This window comes from Spirosoma harenae (assembly GCF_054776975.1).
This window is the reverse complement of the sequence record NZ_BAAHBD010000009.1, coordinates 174,176-192,779: the sequence shown is the minus strand read 5'-3', so window position 1 is coordinate 192,779 and position 18,604 is coordinate 174,176. Positions and strand designations below refer to the sequence as shown.

Annotated in this window: 13 protein-coding genes; 10 read left to right on the top strand and 3 right to left on the bottom strand. The window is 48.5% G+C overall.

From position 1 onward, the window contains the following. Positions 1–111 precede the first annotated feature (111 nt). The 9 genes from ACYVE4_RS13720 (at position 112) to ACYVE4_RS13680 (ending at position 14,511) form a co-directional block, all read left to right on the top strand. Entirely contained in the window at positions 112–951 is an 840-nt protein-coding gene (locus ACYVE4_RS13720) for a 3-keto-disaccharide hydrolase (protein ID WP_461040628.1), read from the top strand. A gap of 256 nt (positions 952–1,207) precedes the next feature. Next, positions 1,208–3,148 carry a family 43 glycosylhydrolase gene (locus ACYVE4_RS13715; RefSeq protein ID WP_461040626.1) on the top strand — a complete coding sequence of 647 codons (1,941 nt, stop codon included), beginning with the start codon at positions 1,208–1,210 and terminating at the stop codon, positions 3,146–3,148. 477 nt (positions 3,149–3,625) lie between these two features. Continuing rightward, complete coding sequence (locus ACYVE4_RS13710) at positions 3,626–6,691, top strand: SusC/RagA family TonB-linked outer membrane protein (protein WP_461040625.1); 3,066 nt, start codon at positions 3,626–3,628, stop codon at positions 6,689–6,691. 27 nt (positions 6,692–6,718) lie between these two features. After that, a complete protein-coding gene (locus ACYVE4_RS13705; RefSeq protein ID WP_461040623.1) occupies positions 6,719–8,347 on the top strand; it encodes a RagB/SusD family nutrient uptake outer membrane protein in 1,629 nt (542 codons plus the stop codon). A 102-nt stretch (positions 8,348–8,449) separates the two neighbouring features. After that, positions 8,450–9,436: a glycoside hydrolase family 43 protein gene (locus tag ACYVE4_RS13700; protein ID WP_461040622.1), complete on the top strand. Its 987-nt coding sequence runs from the start codon at positions 8,450–8,452 to the stop codon at positions 9,434–9,436. Positions 9,437–9,441: 5 nt separating this feature from the next. Beyond that, positions 9,442–10,563 (top strand): glycoside hydrolase family 88/105 protein, encoded by a 1,122-nt coding sequence (locus tag ACYVE4_RS13695; protein WP_461040620.1) that lies wholly within the window; start codon positions 9,442–9,444, stop codon positions 10,561–10,563. Positions 10,564–11,002: 439 nt separating this feature from the next. Next, a complete protein-coding gene (locus tag ACYVE4_RS13690) occupies positions 11,003–11,554 on the top strand; it encodes a DUF2264 domain-containing protein (protein WP_461040619.1) in 552 nt (183 codons plus the stop codon). Between the two features lie 95 nt (positions 11,555–11,649). Further along, entirely contained in the window at positions 11,650–13,929 is a 2,280-nt protein-coding gene (locus ACYVE4_RS13685) for an alpha-L-rhamnosidase-related protein (protein WP_461040618.1), read from the top strand. 375 nt (positions 13,930–14,304) lie between these two features. Beyond that, on the top strand, positions 14,305–14,511 hold the full coding sequence (locus ACYVE4_RS13680; RefSeq protein WP_461040616.1) for a hypothetical protein: 207 nt from the start codon (positions 14,305–14,307) through the stop codon (positions 14,509–14,511). A gap of 61 nt (positions 14,512–14,572) precedes the next feature. Here the strand turns inward: ACYVE4_RS13680 and ACYVE4_RS13675 are convergent, their stop codons facing one another. After that, positions 14,573–15,742, bottom strand: coding sequence for a glycosyltransferase (locus ACYVE4_RS13675; RefSeq protein ID WP_461040614.1), 1,170 nt, complete (start codon positions 15,740–15,742; stop codon positions 14,573–14,575). Between the two features lie 271 nt (positions 15,743–16,013). On the opposite strand from ACYVE4_RS13675, the gene ACYVE4_RS13670 reads away from it, so the two are divergent. Then, on the top strand, positions 16,014–17,207 hold the full coding sequence (locus ACYVE4_RS13670) for an amine oxidase (RefSeq protein ID WP_461040612.1): 1,194 nt from the start codon (positions 16,014–16,016) through the stop codon (positions 17,205–17,207). A gap of 103 nt (positions 17,208–17,310) precedes the next feature. Here ACYVE4_RS13670 and ACYVE4_RS13665 read toward each other — a convergent pair whose 3' ends face one another. Together ACYVE4_RS13665 and ACYVE4_RS13660 are read right to left on the bottom strand one after the other, a co-directional pair. Further along, a complete protein-coding gene (locus tag ACYVE4_RS13665) occupies positions 17,311–17,799 on the bottom strand; it encodes a ferritin-like domain-containing protein (RefSeq protein ID WP_461040611.1) in 489 nt (162 codons plus the stop codon). Between the two features lie 113 nt (positions 17,800–17,912). Then, positions 17,913–18,473 (bottom strand): hypothetical protein, encoded by a 561-nt coding sequence (locus ACYVE4_RS13660; RefSeq protein WP_461040609.1) that lies wholly within the window; start codon positions 18,471–18,473, stop codon positions 17,913–17,915. Between the last annotated feature and the right edge of the window lie 131 nt (positions 18,474–18,604).

Here is an 18,604-nt window from a genome sequence, read left to right as displayed (position 1 = left end):
TATCCTTTACAGTAAGAGTTTTTTAGGTTGGTTTAAAAAGGGACAAGGCGCTGTTTTGCCCCTTTTTTGTAACTCCAATCGTTTTACCATAAAACAATAACTTTCTAAACCATGCGATTCCTCTCATTAGTCGTTACGCTCTTCTGCGCGACAAGCCTCTGTCTGGCTCAATCGAAGCCTAAACCGGGAAAATGGATCGACTTATTCAACGGCAAAGACCTGAACGATTGGGCAGTAAAAATAACGGGGCATCCAGTAAATGATAATTATGGCAATACCTTTCGGGTTGAGGATGGCAAGATGGTGGTCCGCTACGATCAGTATACGGCGTTTGATGAGCAATACGGGCATATTTTCTACAAGAAACCGTTTTCGGCCTACCTGCTGGTTGTTGAATATCGATTCGTAGGCGATCAGGTAAAAGGTGGTCCGGGCTGGGCTATTCGCAACAGTGGTGCTATGCTTCATGGGCAATCTCCCGAATCTATGGGTCTGAAGCAGGATTTCCCGATTTCGCTCGAAATGCAACTGCTTGGTGGTGATGGCCAACATGAACGGCACACGGCCAATCTCTGTACACCCGGCACCTATGTTGATCTAAATGGCAAACTGTTTACGGCCCATTGTACGGATTCAAAGTCAAAAACCTACGCGGGCGACCAATGGGTTCATGCCGAAGCATTAGTATTAGGCGATTCGCTGATCAAACACATTGTTGAAGGCGATACCGTTTTAACTTATGAGAAACCGCAGATTGCCGGTGGAAATGTGAGTCATTACGACTCAGCGGTGAAAAAAGATGGACAGCCGATTCGGGAAGGCTATATTTCTCTACAAAGCGAAAGCCACCCTGTCGAATTCCGAAAAGTGTCGTTGTTTGACCTATCGCCGTACATGCGAAAGCCGAAGGAATTGAGCGCTATTTTAAAGCAATTGCAAACGCGGAAATAATCGAGTATTCATCATTCATAGTATAAACCGAAACTGAGCCCTATAAGCCCCCGGCTAATTGATTTGCACTAATAAACCCCGAAACGAACAGTAACAGTTTCCCAGGTCTGTGTCTTCACAGACCCCTTACCGGAGGGTAACTAATCGCCGAACTCTCGTGTCTATGAGGACCGGACGCCGGCCGCACAGACACGGGAGTTCGGCGATTAGTTACTTCAAAATAATATAGGGTCACCCAGAATACACAAATCCAATTATGCGTAACCTTCCTGTCATTCGTTTTGCCGCTCTTTTTCTGGGACTGACTTTCCTGACTAACAGTCTTGCAACAGCTCAATCGGTTAAATCGCAGAAAGCGCCTTATTCAGCCTATCTATTTGTGTATTTCACGGGAAATTCAGGCGATGAAGAAGCCATTCGGTTTGCGACCAGTTCGGACGGTTACCACTACAAAGCGCTCAACGACAACCAACCCGTACTCGCATCGGCTGACATTAGCGCTACGGGTGGCGTTCGTGACCCACATATTCTGCGTGGCCAAGACAGTAAATCGTTTTATATGGTTGTTACGGACATGCACGTAGCCAAAAACGACTGGGGGCCAAACCTGGGCATGGTGCTGTTACGCTCGACTGACTTGATTCACTGGACATCCAGCAAGGTTGATATTCCAACGCGGTTTCCAGAACTGGCGAATGTGAATCGTGTGTGGGCACCCCAAACAATTTACGATTCTGCAAAGAAGAAGTACATGATTTACTGGTCGATGCGCTTTGGTAAGGATGCCGATAAAATCTATTTTGCCTACGCCAACGCCGATTTTACGGGATTAGAAACCAAGCCCGAATTGCTATTTACCAATCCGGCAGGTGGCTCCTGCATCGACGCCGATATTATTCAGAAAGACGGACAGTACCACCTATTTTACAAAACCGAAGGCTCCGGCAATGGCATCAAAAAGGCGACTTCTACACAGCTAACTGGCCCGTACAAACAATACGATACCTATCTGCAACAGACTACCGATCCCGTTGAAGGCTCGAGCGTATTTAAGCTGATTAACTCCGACCAGTACATCCTGATGTATGACGTTTATACGAAGGGCCGCTACGAGTTTACCGAGAGTACGGATTTGACGCATTTTAAGAAAATTGACGGCCGTGTCTCAATGAATTTCAAGCCACGACACGGCACTATTATACCGATTACAAAGGCTGAAGAACAGGCACTGGAAAGCCATTGGCACCGCACGAACAATCCAGTTTTAGGCGGATACTTCGCCGATCCTGAAATCCTGTACGCGAAAAAAACGGGCAAATTTTACTTATATCCAACCTCCGACGGCTTTACTCACTGGGCGGGTAATTATTTCAAAACCTTCTCCTCCGATAACCTCGTCGACTGGCATGACGAGGGAACGATTCTAGATTTGCCGAAACAGGTTTCCTGGGCCAATCGGAATGCCTGGGCGCCATGCATCGTAGAGAAACAGGTGGCCGGTCAATACAAGTATTTCTATTATTTTACCGCAGCTCAGAAAATTGGCGTCGCTACGGCTGATAATCCGATAGGTCCGTTTACCGATTCGGGCAAGCCATTAATTGCGTCTAAACCGGATGGTATTACGGGTGGACAGGAAATTGACCCAGATGTATTTACGGACCCAAAATCGGGCAAAAGCTATCTATATTGGGGTAATGGCTACATGGCTGGTGCGGAATTAGCCGACGATATGCTTTCGCTCAAACCCGGTACACAGCAAGTGATGACGCCCGATAAGACCTTTCGTGAGGGAACCTACGTCATTTACCGAAATGGAACGTACTACTTTTTCTGGTCGGAAGATGATACGCGCAGCGAAAACTACCGTGTTCGTTATGGAACCTCCGATTCGCCCTTGGGCAAGATTACCGTACCGGCCAATAACATCGTGCTGGAAAAAGATAAGAGTCGGGGCATCTATGGCGCAGGCCACAATTCGGTCATTCAACTACCCGGCAAGGATGAGTGGTACATTGTCTACCACCGATTCAATTATCCCAACGGCATCAACATGGGGGAATCGGCGGGCTATCATCGCGAAGTCTGTATCGACAAGCTGGAATTCAATGCCGACCGAAGTATCAAAAAAGTACAGCCTACATTGGAAGGCATCAAGCCCGTTTCGGTATCTAATATGGGGGTACTTCGCAAATAACACGCTTTCAAAACTTTGTCATCCTGAGCGCAGGGAAGGATCTTAAAGTATCCTTATTAGAGTGTTAGCAAACCATAAGATCCTTCCCTGCGCTCAGGATGACAAAAGCACCCATTAATCATTTTTAAAGCTCCTATCCAGGGGCTGTGAGGACACAGCCCCCTCATGCGTCAGCCAACGTTTTCCATCCGGGAGCGCGGCCTGTAAGGACTCAGGTCCGGGCGTGTGTAATCCATTCGCCCAATACTGGCTAAAAACAGCTTCTGAAGAATCGTTTCGGCCTTAGCTTCCGAATTGTGTAAAATATATGCGATTCAAGGGCCAACGCTGAAAATACCCCTTCTTTTTGCTGAAAACGCCCCCCGGTGGTCAAAATGCCCCCCATTAATTTTGCATTATTCGAACAATGATTTTGCTTTTCAACGGCGCATTGATAAGTAAATCGTCCAATAACCAACCAAGAACTAAGAATCGTTTATGAACATTAAACGGCTACTTCTTTGCGGAGCACTCTTACCCGTTCAGGGGGTGTTTGCGCAACAAATTGCCCTAAATAGCAATCCGCTTTATGCTTCGGTCAACCAATTTGTTACACGAATGACGACGTCGGATAAGGCCGTCATTACCGTAACCGGACAAGTAACCGACGAAAAAGGCGGACCGCTACCTGGTGCTACGGTTTCGCTGAAAGGAACCAATACGGGTACCAATACCGACTCGGAAGGGAAATTCACGCTTCGTATTCCGGATGGTGCAGCGAATCCAATTCTGGTCGTTTCGTTTATTGGTTATCAACCTCAGGAAGTAACTCTGGGCAATCAGACGGTAGTCAATGTGCAGCTTCAGGGCGATGCTAAATCGTTGAGCGAAGTGGTGGTTGTCGGGTATGGTACTCAGAAACGGTCGGATATTACGGGGTCAGTAGCTTCTGTTCCGAAGGCGCGTCTTTCGCAATTGCCCGTGACCAACGTGTTACAGGCTATTCAAGGTTCTGTGGCTGGGGTCAATATTTCGCAATCGTCGTCGGTGCCGGGTGCTGCGCCTAGCACGACCATTCGGGGGCAGAACTCGATTAATGCGAACTCGGGGCCTTATGTGGTTGTGGATGGGATTCCACTCAGTAAAACGGGGGGATCGCTTAGCGATATTAACCCCAACGATATTGAGTCGATGGAAGTGCTGAAAGATGCCTCTGCGGTGGCTATTTACGGTACAAATGGCGCTAACGGTGTTATTCTCGTAACGACCAAGCGCGGTACAACAGGCAAGCCAACCATTCGATACAATAACTACGTCGGTATCGAAAACTTTGCGCATGTTCTTCGCCCACGCAACGGCGCTGAATACTTGCAAAAGTATGCTGATTACATGGCGCAAACGGGCCAGACTCTGGTTAGCCCCGTTCCGAACTACGATGAGTTGGCCAACTACAACGCGGGCATCACAACCGACTGGATCAAAGAAGCTACGCAAACCGGCGTTTTGCAGGATCATAACCTGAGCATTTCGGGGGGTACGCAGAACGTTCGCTACTTTATTTCGGGTGAATATTTAGATCAGAAGGGAGCCATCAAAGGCTATCAATACAAGCGGGCTAGCTTTCGCTCGAACCTCGATGTAACGCTGACGGATTATCTGACGGTAGGTACGTCGCTGTTTATTGCCAACAGTAACCGCGATGGGGGCCGGGCTAATTTGTTGAATGCATCGGCCATGAGCCCCTATGGTCAGGAGTACAATACCGATGGGACGTATCGAATTTACCCGATGTTTCCCGAGCAATTGTATACGAACCCTCTGCTCGGCCTGACAACGGATCGTGTTGACAAGAACACAAACCTCAATGGAAACGGCTATATCGAACTGGCATTACCGGGTAAACTGAAGGGGCTGAAATACCGGATGAACATTGGGTATTCGTATATACCCGCTCGTACAGCCAGCTATACGGGCCGGGCGGCAAACGACCTGCTGGGAACGGCTAACACGTTCTTTTCAGAAACGAATAGCTTCACGCTAGAGAATATCCTGTCGTATGCTAAAGATTTCGGAAAACATCACCTGGATTTTACGGGTCTCTACAGTGCTCAACAACGGAAATATGCCACCGCAACTGGAACCGCAACGGGCTTTGTCAACGACCAATTGTCGTTCAACAATTTAGGGGCTGGTGCTACCCAATCGAGCAATTCTTATGCGGATCGTTACGGCCTGAATTCGCAAATGGCGCGGGTAAACTACTCGTACGATAGTCGATATCTGTTCACCGTAACAGCTCGTCGCGATGGTTCGTCAGTTTTTGGCGCGAATACCACGAAATACGGTTTGTTCCCGTCGGCGGCTCTTGGCTGGAATATCAGCAACGAGGATTTCATGAAAAGCATAACGGCTGTTACCAACCTGAAACTTCGCGTATCGTACGGAAAATCAGGAAACGAAGCGATCAGCGTTTACCGGACCATTACTACCGACAATACCGTCCGCTCGCCCTTCAATGGCGTAAGTACTATCGGTGCTCAACCTGGTAACTTAGGAAATGCGAACCTGCAATGGGAAACGACGCTGAGCCGTAACATCGGATTGGATTTTGGATTCCTCGGTAACCGCATCAACGGTAGCATCGACGTTTATAAAAACAATACGAAAGGACTGCTTCTGCTCAGAAGCTTACCGATCCTGACTGGTTATTCCAGCGTATACGATAACCTCGGCGAAACCTCGAATACGGGTATCGAGCTGACGCTGAACACGCGTAACATGACGAAGGGTGATTTTAAATGGGAAAGCACCGTTGTATTTGCGTCCAACAGAAACCGCATTCTTGACCTATACGGCGATAAGAAGGATGATCTGGGTAACCGCTGGTTTATCGGACAACCCATCAGTGTCACGTACGATTATAAATTGGCTGGCGTGTGGCAGCAGGGCGAAGATGCGTCGTCGCAGGACCCCGGTGCCGTAGCGGGCGATCTGAAATTCGCTGATTTGAATGGCGACAAAAAGATTACGGCCGATGGCGACCGCATGATTCTTGGACAAACGGCTCCTAAATGGACCGGCGGTTTGACCAACACGTTCCACTACAAAAACCTGCACCTGAATATTTTCATTCAGACAGTTCAGGGCGTAACCCGTAATAATGCGGATTTAACCTACGCCGATGAAACCGGGAAGCGGAACACGCCAATCGACGTGGGCTACTGGACGGCTGAAAACATGAGCCAAACGCGCCCATCGCTGGCGTTTAAAAACCCACGAGGCTACGGTTACGCGTCAGATGCCAGCTTTACCCGTATCAAAGACGTTACGCTGAGCTATGTGTTCTCGCAAAAACTGTTGGATAAACTGCGTCTGGGCAATCTGACTGTGTATGCCAGCGGACGGAACCTGTACACCTTTACCAAGTGGATCGGCTGGGACCCAGAAGCGGTTCAGTACTCACGAGGAACGCAGGGTAACTCCAGCGATTCGAACACAAGCTGGACGAATAACTATCCGCTGACCCGCTCCTTTGTGCTGGGCTTGAATGTCTCTCTCCGCTAATTGATCGGCTTAAATTCTTAGAATCAGATGAAACCATACATAAAATTACTGGCCTTGTCGGCCGTCGTTCTGGCCTCGTCCTGTAAGCAGACGTTCCTCGACGAGAAGCCTTACTCGTCTTATACCCCCGTTACGCTGAACGATTCGCTGGGGTTCGAAGCGTCGCTGGTTGGGCTTTATAATCATACCAGCACGTATTTCTCCTGGTCCGATCAGCAGGGATGGCCCAGCGTTTGGCAGGTCGGTACGGATGTTGCCAATGCGACGGCTAACCAGCAGGGTATCGAGATTCCGTACTACAATTACGCGCTGCTAACGCCTACCGACGGTGCCGCAGCCCGTACCTGGAACCGCAATTACGTGATGATCAACCTCACAAATACGATCATCAACGGCGTCGATGCCCCAACATTGACGACGATCAGTAGAACGGGTAAAAGTAGCATCGGTGCTGAAGCCAAGTTCTTCCGGGCTTATGCTTATAATAACCTGGCGACCTGCTTCGGTGGTGTACCGGTTCTGACACAAGCGCTTACCGGCCCTAAAACAGACTTCGTGCGGGCTACGCTCGATGAGGTAAACAAACTGATTGTCGATGATCTCACCTTTGCCGTAGCGAATCTGCCGGATATTGAGAGCGTTAAAACCAACTCGAAAGGAAAGCTCTACGGACGGGCCAACAAGTTCATGGCCATGCAATTACTGGCTGAAGCCTACCTGCGGATGGATAAACCCGATCTGGCCGAAGCGCAATTACAGGCTATTATTAGCAGCGGTCGGTTTAAATTGATCAAAAGCCGCTACGGGATCAGAGCAGGGGAGGCCGGTGATTTTTACCACGATATGTTTATCTACGGCAACCAGCGTCGGGTACAGGGAAATACGGAAGCCATCTGGGTATTGGAACAGGAAAACCCCAGTACGGTTGTTGGCGGTATTACGGACAATCCACAGCAACGGCGGGTTTGGGGAGCGGCTTACCATAACGTACAGGGCATGGCCCTGGCCGATTCAACGGGTGGACGCGCCCTGGGTCGTCTGCGGTTGAGCAACTGGGTATTGTATAGTCTCTACAAACCAGGCGACATTCGTAATTCCCAGTACAACATCCGCCGTCGTTACGTTTATAATGACCCGACCAAACCGGCAACCTATGGCAAACTTGTGCCGTATACAGGTACCGATACGCTATTCAACATTGCTCCACACACAACGAAGTGGTACCAGTTTGATCCAAACGATACGTTCGGGTACGCTATGATCAAGGACTTTATCCTGATGCGTCTGGGCGAAACGTACTTGCTGTTGGCCGAAGCGCAATTCAAGCAGGGTAAACTGGAAGCCGCAGCTACGAGCATCAACGCTCTGCGCGAACGAGCCTACACAAGCTATCCAACGGTTGGAAAAGTAGCGTCTGCGGATATTACGATGGATTTTATTCTGGACGAACGCGTTCGTGAATTGATCGGTGAAGAAAACCGACGGATGACACTTATGCGTACGAAAACGCTGGTTGATCGGGCTACTCGCCTGAACTCGAACAGTGCGGTCAATCCAACACGGAGTTTAACGGCCACGCACTTATTGATGCCGATTCCGCTGACGGAAATTCAGTTGAACAAAGACGCGGTTCTGGCGCAAAATCCAGGGTATTAATAGAGTCTTATCGTGGACTTTCAATTCGCTAATCGAAGACTATTCCCCCTTTCGATTAGTGGATTGAAAGTCCACGATCTTTTTTATCAACATCTCTTCCGTATGAAATCCATTTCTCTTCTTGTAGTAGCCCTAAGTTTGATCCTAACTACACCGCTTTGTCAGGCTCAGGATCAGCCCGCCTTTAAACCCGGTGCTGTTTGGTACGATGATAAAGGTGACATCATCAACGCGCATGGCGGGGGATTACTGTTTGCCAATAAAACGTACTACTGGTTTGGCGAAAAACGGGGACAATCCGCTTCGGAAGGCGTCAACGTGTACTCGTCAAACGATTTATACACTTGGAAATACGAAGGAGTAGCCTTAGCCAAATCGACAGACCCAGCCAGCGAAATTGCCACCAACGGACTGATGGAACGCCCGAAGGTGATTTATAACCCGAATACGAAAAAGTATGTGATGTGGTTTCACCTCGAACTGCCGGGGCAGGGCTATAAAGCCGCTCGTGCTGGCGTTGCCGTCAGCGATAAAGTGACCGGACCGTATCAGTATGTGAAAAGCTTCCGTCCCAATGGGAATATGTCGCGCGACATGACTCTGTTTGTCGATGAAGACGGCTCAGCGTATGAGATTTATTCGGCTCGCGAAAACTATGATTTGCGAATCGTAAAACTGACGGATGACTATCTGTCAGCCTCAACGCAGGATACCTTATTATTCAGCAATCATCGTGAAGCCCCAGCCATTTTTAAGAAAAATGGTCAGTATTATCTGATTACCAGCGGTTGTACTGGCTGGGCGCCCAATGCGGCTACACTACACACGGCCACATCGTTGTTCGGACCCTGGAAACTCGTTGGCGATCCGATGAAAGGTCCGTTGGCTGATAAAACGTTTGATGGTCAATCGACATACATTCAACCTGTTCATGGAAAGAAAGACGCGTTCATTTTCATGGCGGATCGCTGGAATCCGAAAGATTTGAAAGACAGCCGCTATCTCTGGTTGCCCATCACATTCGAGAATAATCAGCCTATCGTGCAATGGACAGATCAGTGGAATTTGTCGACCTGGAAGACCCGTTAATCCCAATGAAACAAATTCATTACCTGAGCCTTTCGCTACTGTTCAGTACGAGTGTTTTTGCTCAGCCGAAACCATCCACTCCGGATGTACTTACCGCCATTCAGAAGGCGAACGGGTATTGGCAATCAACGCATCCTACCCACGGTCGCGCATTCTGGGATAATGCGGCCTATCATACCGGAAATATGGAAGCGTATTTCCTGACGAAAAACGAAGCGTATCGCCAGTATTCGGAAGCGTGGGCCGAGCACAATGAGTGGAAAGGCGCTAAATCAACCGATAAATCGACCTGGAAATATTCGTATGGCGAAACCGATGAGTACGTACTCTTTGGCGATTGGCAAATCTGCTTTCAAACGTACATCGACCTGTATAATCTCAAACCTGAAGAGCATAAGATTGCCCGTGCCAAAGAGGTAATGGAGTATGAAATGAGTACGCCCAACAACGACTATTGGTGGTGGGCCGATGGCTTGTACATGGTGATGCCGGTTATGACGAAACTTTACAAGACAACCGGCAATAAACAGTATCTGGAGAAGCTATACGAATACTTCATGTATGCCAACAGCATCATGTACGATAAAGATGAAAAACTGTACTACCGCGATGCGAAATATGTGTACCCGAAGCACAAAAGTGTAAACGGCAAAAAGGATTTCTGGGCTAGGGGTGATGGCTGGGTATTTGCTGGTCTGGCGAAAGTTCTAGCCGATTTACCCAAAAATGCACCCCACCGAGACGAATACGTAGCTAAATACAAAGGACTAGCAGAAGCCATTCTGAAAGCCCAACAACCCGAAGGCTACTGGACCCGAAGCCTGCTTGATCCTGAACACGCACCGGGTCCTGAAACCAGCGGCACGGCCTTCTTTACATATGGCCTATTGTGGGGGATTAATAATGGTTACCTACCTGAACAAACGTATCTAGCCGCAGCGCTGAAAGGCTGGCAATATCTGAATACGGTCGCGCTTCAACCCGACGGGAAAATTGGCTATGTACAACCCATTGGTGAAAAAGCCATTCCGGGACAGGTGGTCAATGCCGCTTCCACAACCAATTTTGGCGTAGGCGCTTTCCTGCTAGCGGGTTGCGAAATGCACCGCTTTTTAACGAAGAAATAAGAAAGATTACCCTTGCGCTCTCCAAAGGTCAAGACTATTAAAGTCTGACTTTGATACCCCTAAATGCCCTGAAGGGGACTTAACTCACTCATAGACAAAGCCCCTTCAGGGCATTTAGGGGTAACCCATTTCTCAGGTCTGTGTCCTCACAGACCCATTCGCGTCAGCTAGACTTGACTTAGACGAAACGTTCCGGTCTGTGAGGACACAGACCGAGGATGTGGGAGATTTATGGGTAAAGCAATAGGTAAAATGAAAACATATAGGATACTGATTTTAGGACTTCTAATCGGTTTAAGAAGCCCACTTTTTGCCCAGAAAAAGAAAGTTTCTAAAGCCGAAAAAGTAACGATTATGCGCTTCAGCAACTGGAGCAGTGGTACCTGGGCGATGGCATGTACTCGGATCGTATGCGTATGATTATTACAACCGCTACGTCATGCACCCATATCTGGCGGCCATTACAGAAATCATTGGCAAGAAAACGAATGCGTACAACGGCATGATTGCCAAGATCAAAAAACGAAATGAGCGATACGCCATCATTCAGGAGCGGTTGATCAACACCGATGGTGCGTATCCGGCAACAGGCAGGTCGATTGTGTACCGGGGCGCGGTCTTTCAGCATTTGGCGGACATGGCTCGTCGGAAAGCGCTACCTGAACAATTGAAACCGGCCCAGGTGCGTTGCGCACTCACGGCGGTCATTAAAAAAACGCTCGAAAGTCCTTCTACCTACCAGAATGGCTGGTTAACCATCGGTTTGTACGGCTCGCAGCCAGACTTGGCTGATTTTTACAATAATCAGGGAAATCTGTACATTGCCACGAATATATTTTGCCACTCGACTTACCCGAAACTGATCCGTTTTGGGACGATGCGCCCGAAAAATGGAGTGCGCAAAAAATATGGAGTGGCGAAGATTTTCCGCACGATCACAGTGTTGATTTGCGGTAGAATTTTGGTCATGCTGACGAAGGAAGCATCTTAAAGTATCCCAACAAATTAGTTAGGGCCGTTTAAGATGCTTCCTTCGTCAGCATGACAGAAGAAATGGATAATTAGAGAATAGCTTCTGTACAGGCAATGCGCTATATTTTTTTAGGATTACTTCTGTCGGTTGGTTTAAGGACTTTCCCTCAGTCATCAACGGCCCCGACTTTATTACGCACGGATCTATTGCTTCATACCGATAAAGTGTGGAGCAATGGTTTTTTAACGAACCTTGCCCTGGAAGCCGCTGATTCAGCTGGTATTTCAGGACAAATAGCACTTATTCGGAGTGTCCATCCCTCGTTTAGCTGGGTACTTGCCGAAAAAAGGAATGGCAGTCGCCAGAGTGCGTTCCAACTAATTGTCAGTACTTCTCGAGCCAATTGCCAAGCAAGTAAAGGTGATTTTTGGGACTCAGGAAAGATGATGAATAGCCGGAGTGCAGGTGTTCTGATTCCTCCTGTCCTGGATGCAAATCGAACTTATTTCTGGAAAGTAAAAGTCTGGAATGAGCAGAACGTCGAAAGTGCGTTTTCACAGGTTAAAGCGTTCCGGACGGCTCCGCAATTAGCGGATTACGAAACTCCGTTTTATCCGTTGGTGAAAACAGAAGAAATTCCTCGCACACAACGCAAACTGGGCGGACAGCAGATTCTGTATGATTTTGGCAAGGATGCGTTTGGACAAGTATTCATCACCGCCAGCACAATGGCCGAATCCGATACGCTGATGTTGCACGTTGGCGAAGCCATCACAGCCGAGGGACATGTCAATACAAAACCAGCGGGTACACTACGCTATCGACGCATTCCTGTAGTTCTACAACGGGGGACGCACCGCTATGCCATTCAGTTCAAACCTGATAAGCGCAACACGGGCCCTAAAGCGATCCACATGCCAGAATACATTGGCGAGGTATTGCCGTTTCGGTACGTTGAGCTGGAATTACTCACGGGTAATGTCCGCGTCGATCAGGTGGTTCGCCAAACGGTAACCTATCCATTCGATGATCTGGCGACGACCTTTACCAGTTCCGACACGACGCTGAACCAGATTTGGGAGCTTTGTAAACACACCATCAAGGCCACGACGTTTAGCGGTTTTTACGTCGATGGCGACCGCGAACGGATTCCTTACGAGGGCGATGCGGTCATCAACCAACTGTCGCATTATGCGACCGATTCTGAGTTTAGTATCGCCAAACGGTCGCTGAATTATCTGGTTTTTCATGCTACCTGGCCTACGGAATGGTCGCTGCAAAATCCACTCATTGCCTGGAACGACTATCTCTATTCGGGCGATCCACGAACCGTCGACGCGCTGTATCCCGATCTAAAAGCGAAACTGCTATTGCCACTGGCTCGCCCGGATGGATTGATCAGTACCCGCACAGGTCTGCAAACGCCAGAATTTACAAAGTCGATTCATTACGAGACGTTTGACGGTCGGCCGACGATTCAGGATATTGTCGATTGGCCGCAGCAAGGCGTTTTGGGATTAGGTAAAAAAGAAGTGGGTGAAACGGATGGCTTTGTTTTTAAGGATTACAATGCCGTCGTCAACGCGTTTCATTACCAGGGATTGGTGTTTATGGCCGAACTGGCAAAGCAATTAGAAAAAACAGAAGATGCCACTTTTTTAACAGCTCGGGCAAATCAGGTTAAGAAAGCATTTCAAGCCACGTTTATTGAACCAAAAACAGGATTGATTCGGGATGGTGAAGGTACAGATCATAATTCGTTGCATGCCAACATGATGGCGCTGGCGTTTGGCCTTGTACCAGAAAAAAACCGAGCGGCTATAGTAGCACATATACGCTCGCGGGGTATGGCGTGTAGCGTATACGGGTCACAATTTCTGCTGGATGGTCTATACAATGCCAACGAAAGCACTTACGCTTTAGCTCTGCTAACCTCGACTGAAGAACGAAGTTGGTACAACATGATTCGCACAGGATCTACAATGACAACTGAAGCCTGGGACACTCGTTATAAACCGAATCAGGACTGGAACCATGCCTGGGGAGCCGCTCCGGCTAACATCATCGTACGCAAGCTAATGGGTGTTGAGCCCCTAACGCCGGCTTTCGAAACTGTACAGATCAAACCTCAACCCGATACGCTACGAAAGGCGTCAATACAACTGGCTACGGTACGAGGGGCCATTACAGTAGCATTTGACAATACACCCGAACGATTTCGATTGCAGACTATACTACCTGCTAATACGCGTGGCGTGGTCTATCTGCCGCGTAAGAAAACAAAAAGTGAGGTTCGGCAAAACGGGACCATCGTGAAAGCCGTCGCTGAAGGGGCCTTCTGGAAAGTTACCGACGTAGGGGCTGGTACATACGAATGGGAGGTGGTCTATTGATCTATAAACAAGCTAATACAGGATGTGCGCGTATTTATTCCCACAGGATCGCAGGACTGACAACGCCTACAAAACTAAAACTGGTAAACTAATCATCGGATTATACAAACAGACTGACTTATTTGTGTAATCCGATGACTAGATTGGGGTAGCTGATGATCAGCTTGATCTGGGTATGACAGTACTGCCATTAGAACGGAACGGATTGACAGCTATGCCTTAGGCAGAAGCTGATTATGCAATTCTGTTGGCTAAGAATCATCCAATGGCAGCGCAGAAAGCCATTAAGCTGGAGCAATTGCAACAGGAAAAGTCGGCTTTACCCGGCAAACGAGCATCGTTCACTACGTACCTTCTTTTGACCTGCTGAAAAGTATGGTTCGCCTGGGCAAAGGAAGCGCTTTTATCCCGGCTACGCTGGATTTACAAAAGGAACCTGATCTGCGGGCAATGCCCATTCTAAACGCGGATGAAACGCCGTTCAAACAGGTTGTCATCCGTCACGTATTGATTCACAAAGCTGAACAACCCAAGCCATTAGTAAAGAGCCCTTTTGGTCAACACATAAGCCAGGACGAATAAATGAAATTGGCTCTTTGTGTAGTCTCTGGCAACGACATAAGCGTAAGTCCCTTGATCAGGCCTATTGAAAAACCAGCTTTAGATGAGTTTGCATTAGATTATTCATTTTAGCCCAGGTAATATCCCATGAGTTAGCTTGCAGATATTCATCAACAACAGGCCAGTTATCCACCTGATTGGAGAGCGCCCTGGTAATCTCTTCTTCAACCGTAACTGGTGAATCGGCAATAAGAACTGGCGACCAGCCACCATAGGTTCGCACGACATCCCGGATTGGCGTAGAGACAACCGGTAGGCCCGCAGCCAGGTATTCAGGCGTTTTTGTTGGACTGATGTACCGGGTAGCTTCATTAATTGCAAACGGCATCATAGCTACCTGCCAATGACTGAAATAAGCCGGAAGTTCCGAATAGGGTTTTGGCCCCAAATAATGCAGATTGGGTCCTTTGGGTAGCGTATCGGGATCAATCTTAACGATTGGGCCTAGTAGCACAAAGTGCCAGTCAGGCCGTTGGCTGGCCAATGATCGTAACAGATCGATGTCTAGTCGTTCGTCGATTACCCCACAAAAGCCAATTCGCGGACCGGAGATCGGTAACAGATCGGCTGGCTCCGGCAAAGCGTATCGGGCCGATTCGAAATGCGTAAAATCGATACTGCTCGGAAACGCAAATACGGCTGGGTGCCGATCTTTTTTAGCGTCATATAAGCTTAATCCACCCGTAAATAGCAGATCAGCCCGTTTTAGCAACAACGCTTCCTGTTCCAGCAGGTTGGCCGGAGCACCTAAAAAAGCAGATAGCTCATCCATACAGTCATAAACAACCAGCTGGGGTTTCAAATGATCGGTGAACGGCAACGCCATCGGAGTATAATACCAGGCCACAAAATGCTGAATCTGATAATCTTTCAGAAGTTGGTCAATCGCTTTTCGTTGTAGCGAAAGAACAGTGGCCTCACTACTGCCATGCAGCACGTGCGGTACGACGATTGTCAGTTGATGGCTAACCGGCCGAATCTCGAGCTGTTCGGTCTCGCCATAAATAGGTTCTTCAATAAACCAGACTCGCCACTGTCGACTAGCTCGACTCAGTAGGTGTTGAGGCCGCTGAAAAACAAAATTCCAGCGCAGATGAGAAAAACAAACTAAATCGGTTATGTTCTCGCTGGATAAGCGGCCAGGATGCGGAGATCCTGGGAGGTTCTGGATAATCGATGTAGATACGGACATAATGGGTTAATAAACTAGGTGAATCGGAAACGGCAGGCTGATTTTGCCTGGAATCAGCAAGCTATGAACGGTAGACAGATTCGTTTGTTAGGACAAGCGATGACTACCTTTTCCAAAGGCCGGATACGCTTCTGAATTGTGAGCAGATGGTCCGTTTCCTAATGCCAGGGCCAGCCATAAACAATTCCTGTGACAACAGGCTTTAGGATGCGGATACATAAGGCGTATGGTTCGTCCAGTCAATCGCCGTGAGCCTACAGCATTCGTGTTTATGGAAATATCATTACCAACCAATCCGTTTCGATCTTTCTGGTGGGGAGGTTTCGAATGCACCGATCAGCTTAATTGCTTTGGGAACCGGGTTGATATGTTCAGCGCTACGGGGCATCTGGACTTATTGGAATCGGATTATCAACAGCTTTCTCCTTTTCACATTCGTACCGTTCGGGAAGGTATCCGTTGGAGCCAGGTTGAAAAACGAGCCTATCAATATGATTGGAGCACTGTAAAGCAGATGTGTACAACTGGGCATCGATACGGTATTCAGCAGCTTTGGGACCTATGCCATTTTGGCTATCCCGACGATCTATCGCCGTTGCATCCGATGTTTGCCCGGCGATTTGCAGCCATGTGCCGGGCGTTTGTGCAGTTCTATCGCGATAATTATCCGGATGATACGCTCATTGTGACGCCAATCAACGAAGTGAGTTTCATTTCCTGGCTGGGTGGCGATGCTCGGGGAACAACTCCCTACTGTACGAAACAAGGCTGGGAGGTTAAACTAGGGCTGATGCGGGCCTACATTGAAGCCGTGGCGGCCATGCGCGAGCTTGATCCAACAATCCGCATTCTGACAACCGAACCGCTGGTTCAGATTGTGCCCCCCCTTAACGCCACTATCGAACAGATTATGGCTGCCACAATTGCCGACGAGAATCAGTTTCAAGCCACTGATATACTGGTTGGAGCCATAGCACCTGAGCTAGGCGGCTCACCCGACTATCTGGATATAATGGGGTGCAATTATTATTACAATAATCAATGGGTGCTTGATTTCGTGGACTTTCTGCCCTGGGGCGATCCTGTGCCTGATCCTCGTTGGATACCACTCCACAAACTTCTGATGAAAGCTCATAGACGGTATCAAAAACCCATTGCCTTGACCGAAACCAGTCACTCCGGAGAGCATCGCCCTCAATGGATTAGTATGATTGGCGAGGAATGCGCTGTCGTACGGCAGGCAGGTGTACCGCTATGGGGCGTCTGCCTCTATCCGATCATCGACCGACCCGACTGGGACCATCTGGATTGCTGGCATCGGTCGGGGCTATGGGATGCTGATCTAACCGTTTACCCACCCCGCCGGGTACTAAATCTGGCGTATGCCGAAGCCCTATTGACTACGCAGCAACAACTTAATCAACCGTGTATTTACCTGTCCGATGGATCGAAGCCAGTAGTTTAGCTAGTGATCGGCACAAGAGCTACCATTGTATCAATCAATAACTAAACCACTGGCTTCGATCTATTGGATCGTGCGATTACACTTTTACCGATCTGTGCGCTCTTTACGATTGCACCGCTTTTTGATTTACCTGACTTGTAGCAATTTCTGTCAATTTCTCATCAGTTTGTTTTTCTTCCTCCAGTGTCTGTTGCAACAAGTCCGCTACCTGATCCTGGCCCGCCTGCTGAGCCAGCGTTCGTGCTGTACCATACGAAGCAATCTCATAGTGTTCCACTTTCTGGGCGGCTCCAATAATGGCGGCATCGGACACTGGACCTTCTTCAAGCTGACTGAGTAAATCCTGGGCTTCTTCCACCAGGCCTTGCATGGCCATACAGGTTTCGCCATCCGGGTCGATGTCCATCTGTTCGGCAATCTGCTCCAGCCGCTGAACTTGTTGTTCGGTTTGTTGCTGATGCAGTTGTAAGGCCTGACGCAGTTTATCGTCCTGCGCCTGTTGGATCAGCTGAGGTAAGGCTTCCAGGATTTGGTTTTCGGCAGAGTACAGATCCCGGATCGTGTGCTCCATTAATTCTTGCATGGTTTTCATAAATATAATTTCGTTTTGAGCATTTAACCGATTAAGGCTATTTCGCGACCATACCTACAGAGAAATAGTGCAAAAAGTAAGGAAATGGCTCTTCCAACCGACTTTCCCTTTCTTTATACCTCTACCAGATAGTCCGTTAAAAGCTTCCATTGCAACTTCTGGTAGAATAGCCAGCCCACTTCGGCGATGATGGTGTTGATAATGGCCCGATTTCCTGCCTGGGGTCCCTCATTGTTGATCCCTTCGTTTTTACCGATTTCGGCGGCTGTAATGGTCTTTCCAATGCGTTCGACCTGAAACGTACTGCTCGCCGATTCATGGAAAAAATGCTCGATTTCTGCCGGATTATTTTCTCGTGGGTTACGACTGGGCCGAACCGTAAACGCTGCCCGATTATCTTCAATCATCCGATGGGTGACTTGTACCCAGTTTTCGGGAACGGGACCGGGTAAACTAATCTGAATAAAATCGCTAACTTCTGGATACACAGTCGTTTTCGGCTCTCCCGCTTGACTGTATACCTTGAAATCAGACGCCAGACTCGATAGCGCCGACCAGTCGTTTACCCGAAACAGTTTGTCTATCGATCGACCAAACGCTTCCCGGGCGGTCGCTTCGTCAGGAAATGTACGTTGGCTCTGGTAAACCATGTCTTTTGTTGTGTCGTTCTGCATGACCTAATCAGCTAAAGGAGTACCCTTTTAACCAGATTAGCTAAGAGTCATTTCTCGGAATAGCCCAAATTGTGAGGATATGGTTTGCCGAAAATTGTGGTCCATTACCTCATTGCTGCCGAAAAAATCGT

Bases quoted from the DNA above. Each gene is read 5' to 3' on its own strand.
- ACYVE4_RS13705 (WP_461040623.1), top strand. From the start codon at position 6,719: ATGAAACCATACATAAAATTACTGGCCTTGTCGGCCGTCGTTCTGGCC.
- ACYVE4_RS13690 (WP_461040619.1), top strand. From the start codon at position 11,003: ATGCACCCATATCTGGCGGCCATTACAGAAATCATTGGCAAGAAAACG.
- ACYVE4_RS13715 (WP_461040626.1), top strand. From the start codon at position 1,208: ATGCGTAACCTTCCTGTCATTCGTTTTGCCGCTCTTTTTCTGGGACTG.
- ACYVE4_RS13700 (WP_461040622.1), top strand. From the start codon at position 8,450: ATGAAATCCATTTCTCTTCTTGTAGTAGCCCTAAGTTTGATCCTAACT.
- ACYVE4_RS13685 (WP_461040618.1), top strand. From the start codon at position 11,650: ATGCGCTATATTTTTTTAGGATTACTTCTGTCGGTTGGTTTAAGGACT.
- ACYVE4_RS13670 (WP_461040612.1), top strand. From the start codon at position 16,014: ATGGAAATATCATTACCAACCAATCCGTTTCGATCTTTCTGGTGGGGA.
- ACYVE4_RS13660 (WP_461040609.1), bottom strand. From the start codon at position 18,473: ATGCAGAACGACACAACAAAAGACATGGTTTACCAGAGCCAACGTACA.
- ACYVE4_RS13680 (WP_461040616.1), top strand. From the start codon at position 14,305: ATGGTTCGCCTGGGCAAAGGAAGCGCTTTTATCCCGGCTACGCTGGAT.
- ACYVE4_RS13710 (WP_461040625.1), top strand. From the start codon at position 3,626: ATGAACATTAAACGGCTACTTCTTTGCGGAGCACTCTTACCCGTTCAG.
- ACYVE4_RS13675 (WP_461040614.1), bottom strand. From the start codon at position 15,742: ATGTCCGTATCTACATCGATTATCCAGAACCTCCCAGGATCTCCGCAT.
- ACYVE4_RS13665 (WP_461040611.1), bottom strand. From the start codon at position 17,799: ATGAAAACCATGCAAGAATTAATGGAGCACACGATCCGGGATCTGTAC.
- ACYVE4_RS13720 (WP_461040628.1), top strand. From the start codon at position 112: ATGCGATTCCTCTCATTAGTCGTTACGCTCTTCTGCGCGACAAGCCTC.
- ACYVE4_RS13695 (WP_461040620.1), top strand. From the start codon at position 9,442: ATGAAACAAATTCATTACCTGAGCCTTTCGCTACTGTTCAGTACGAGT.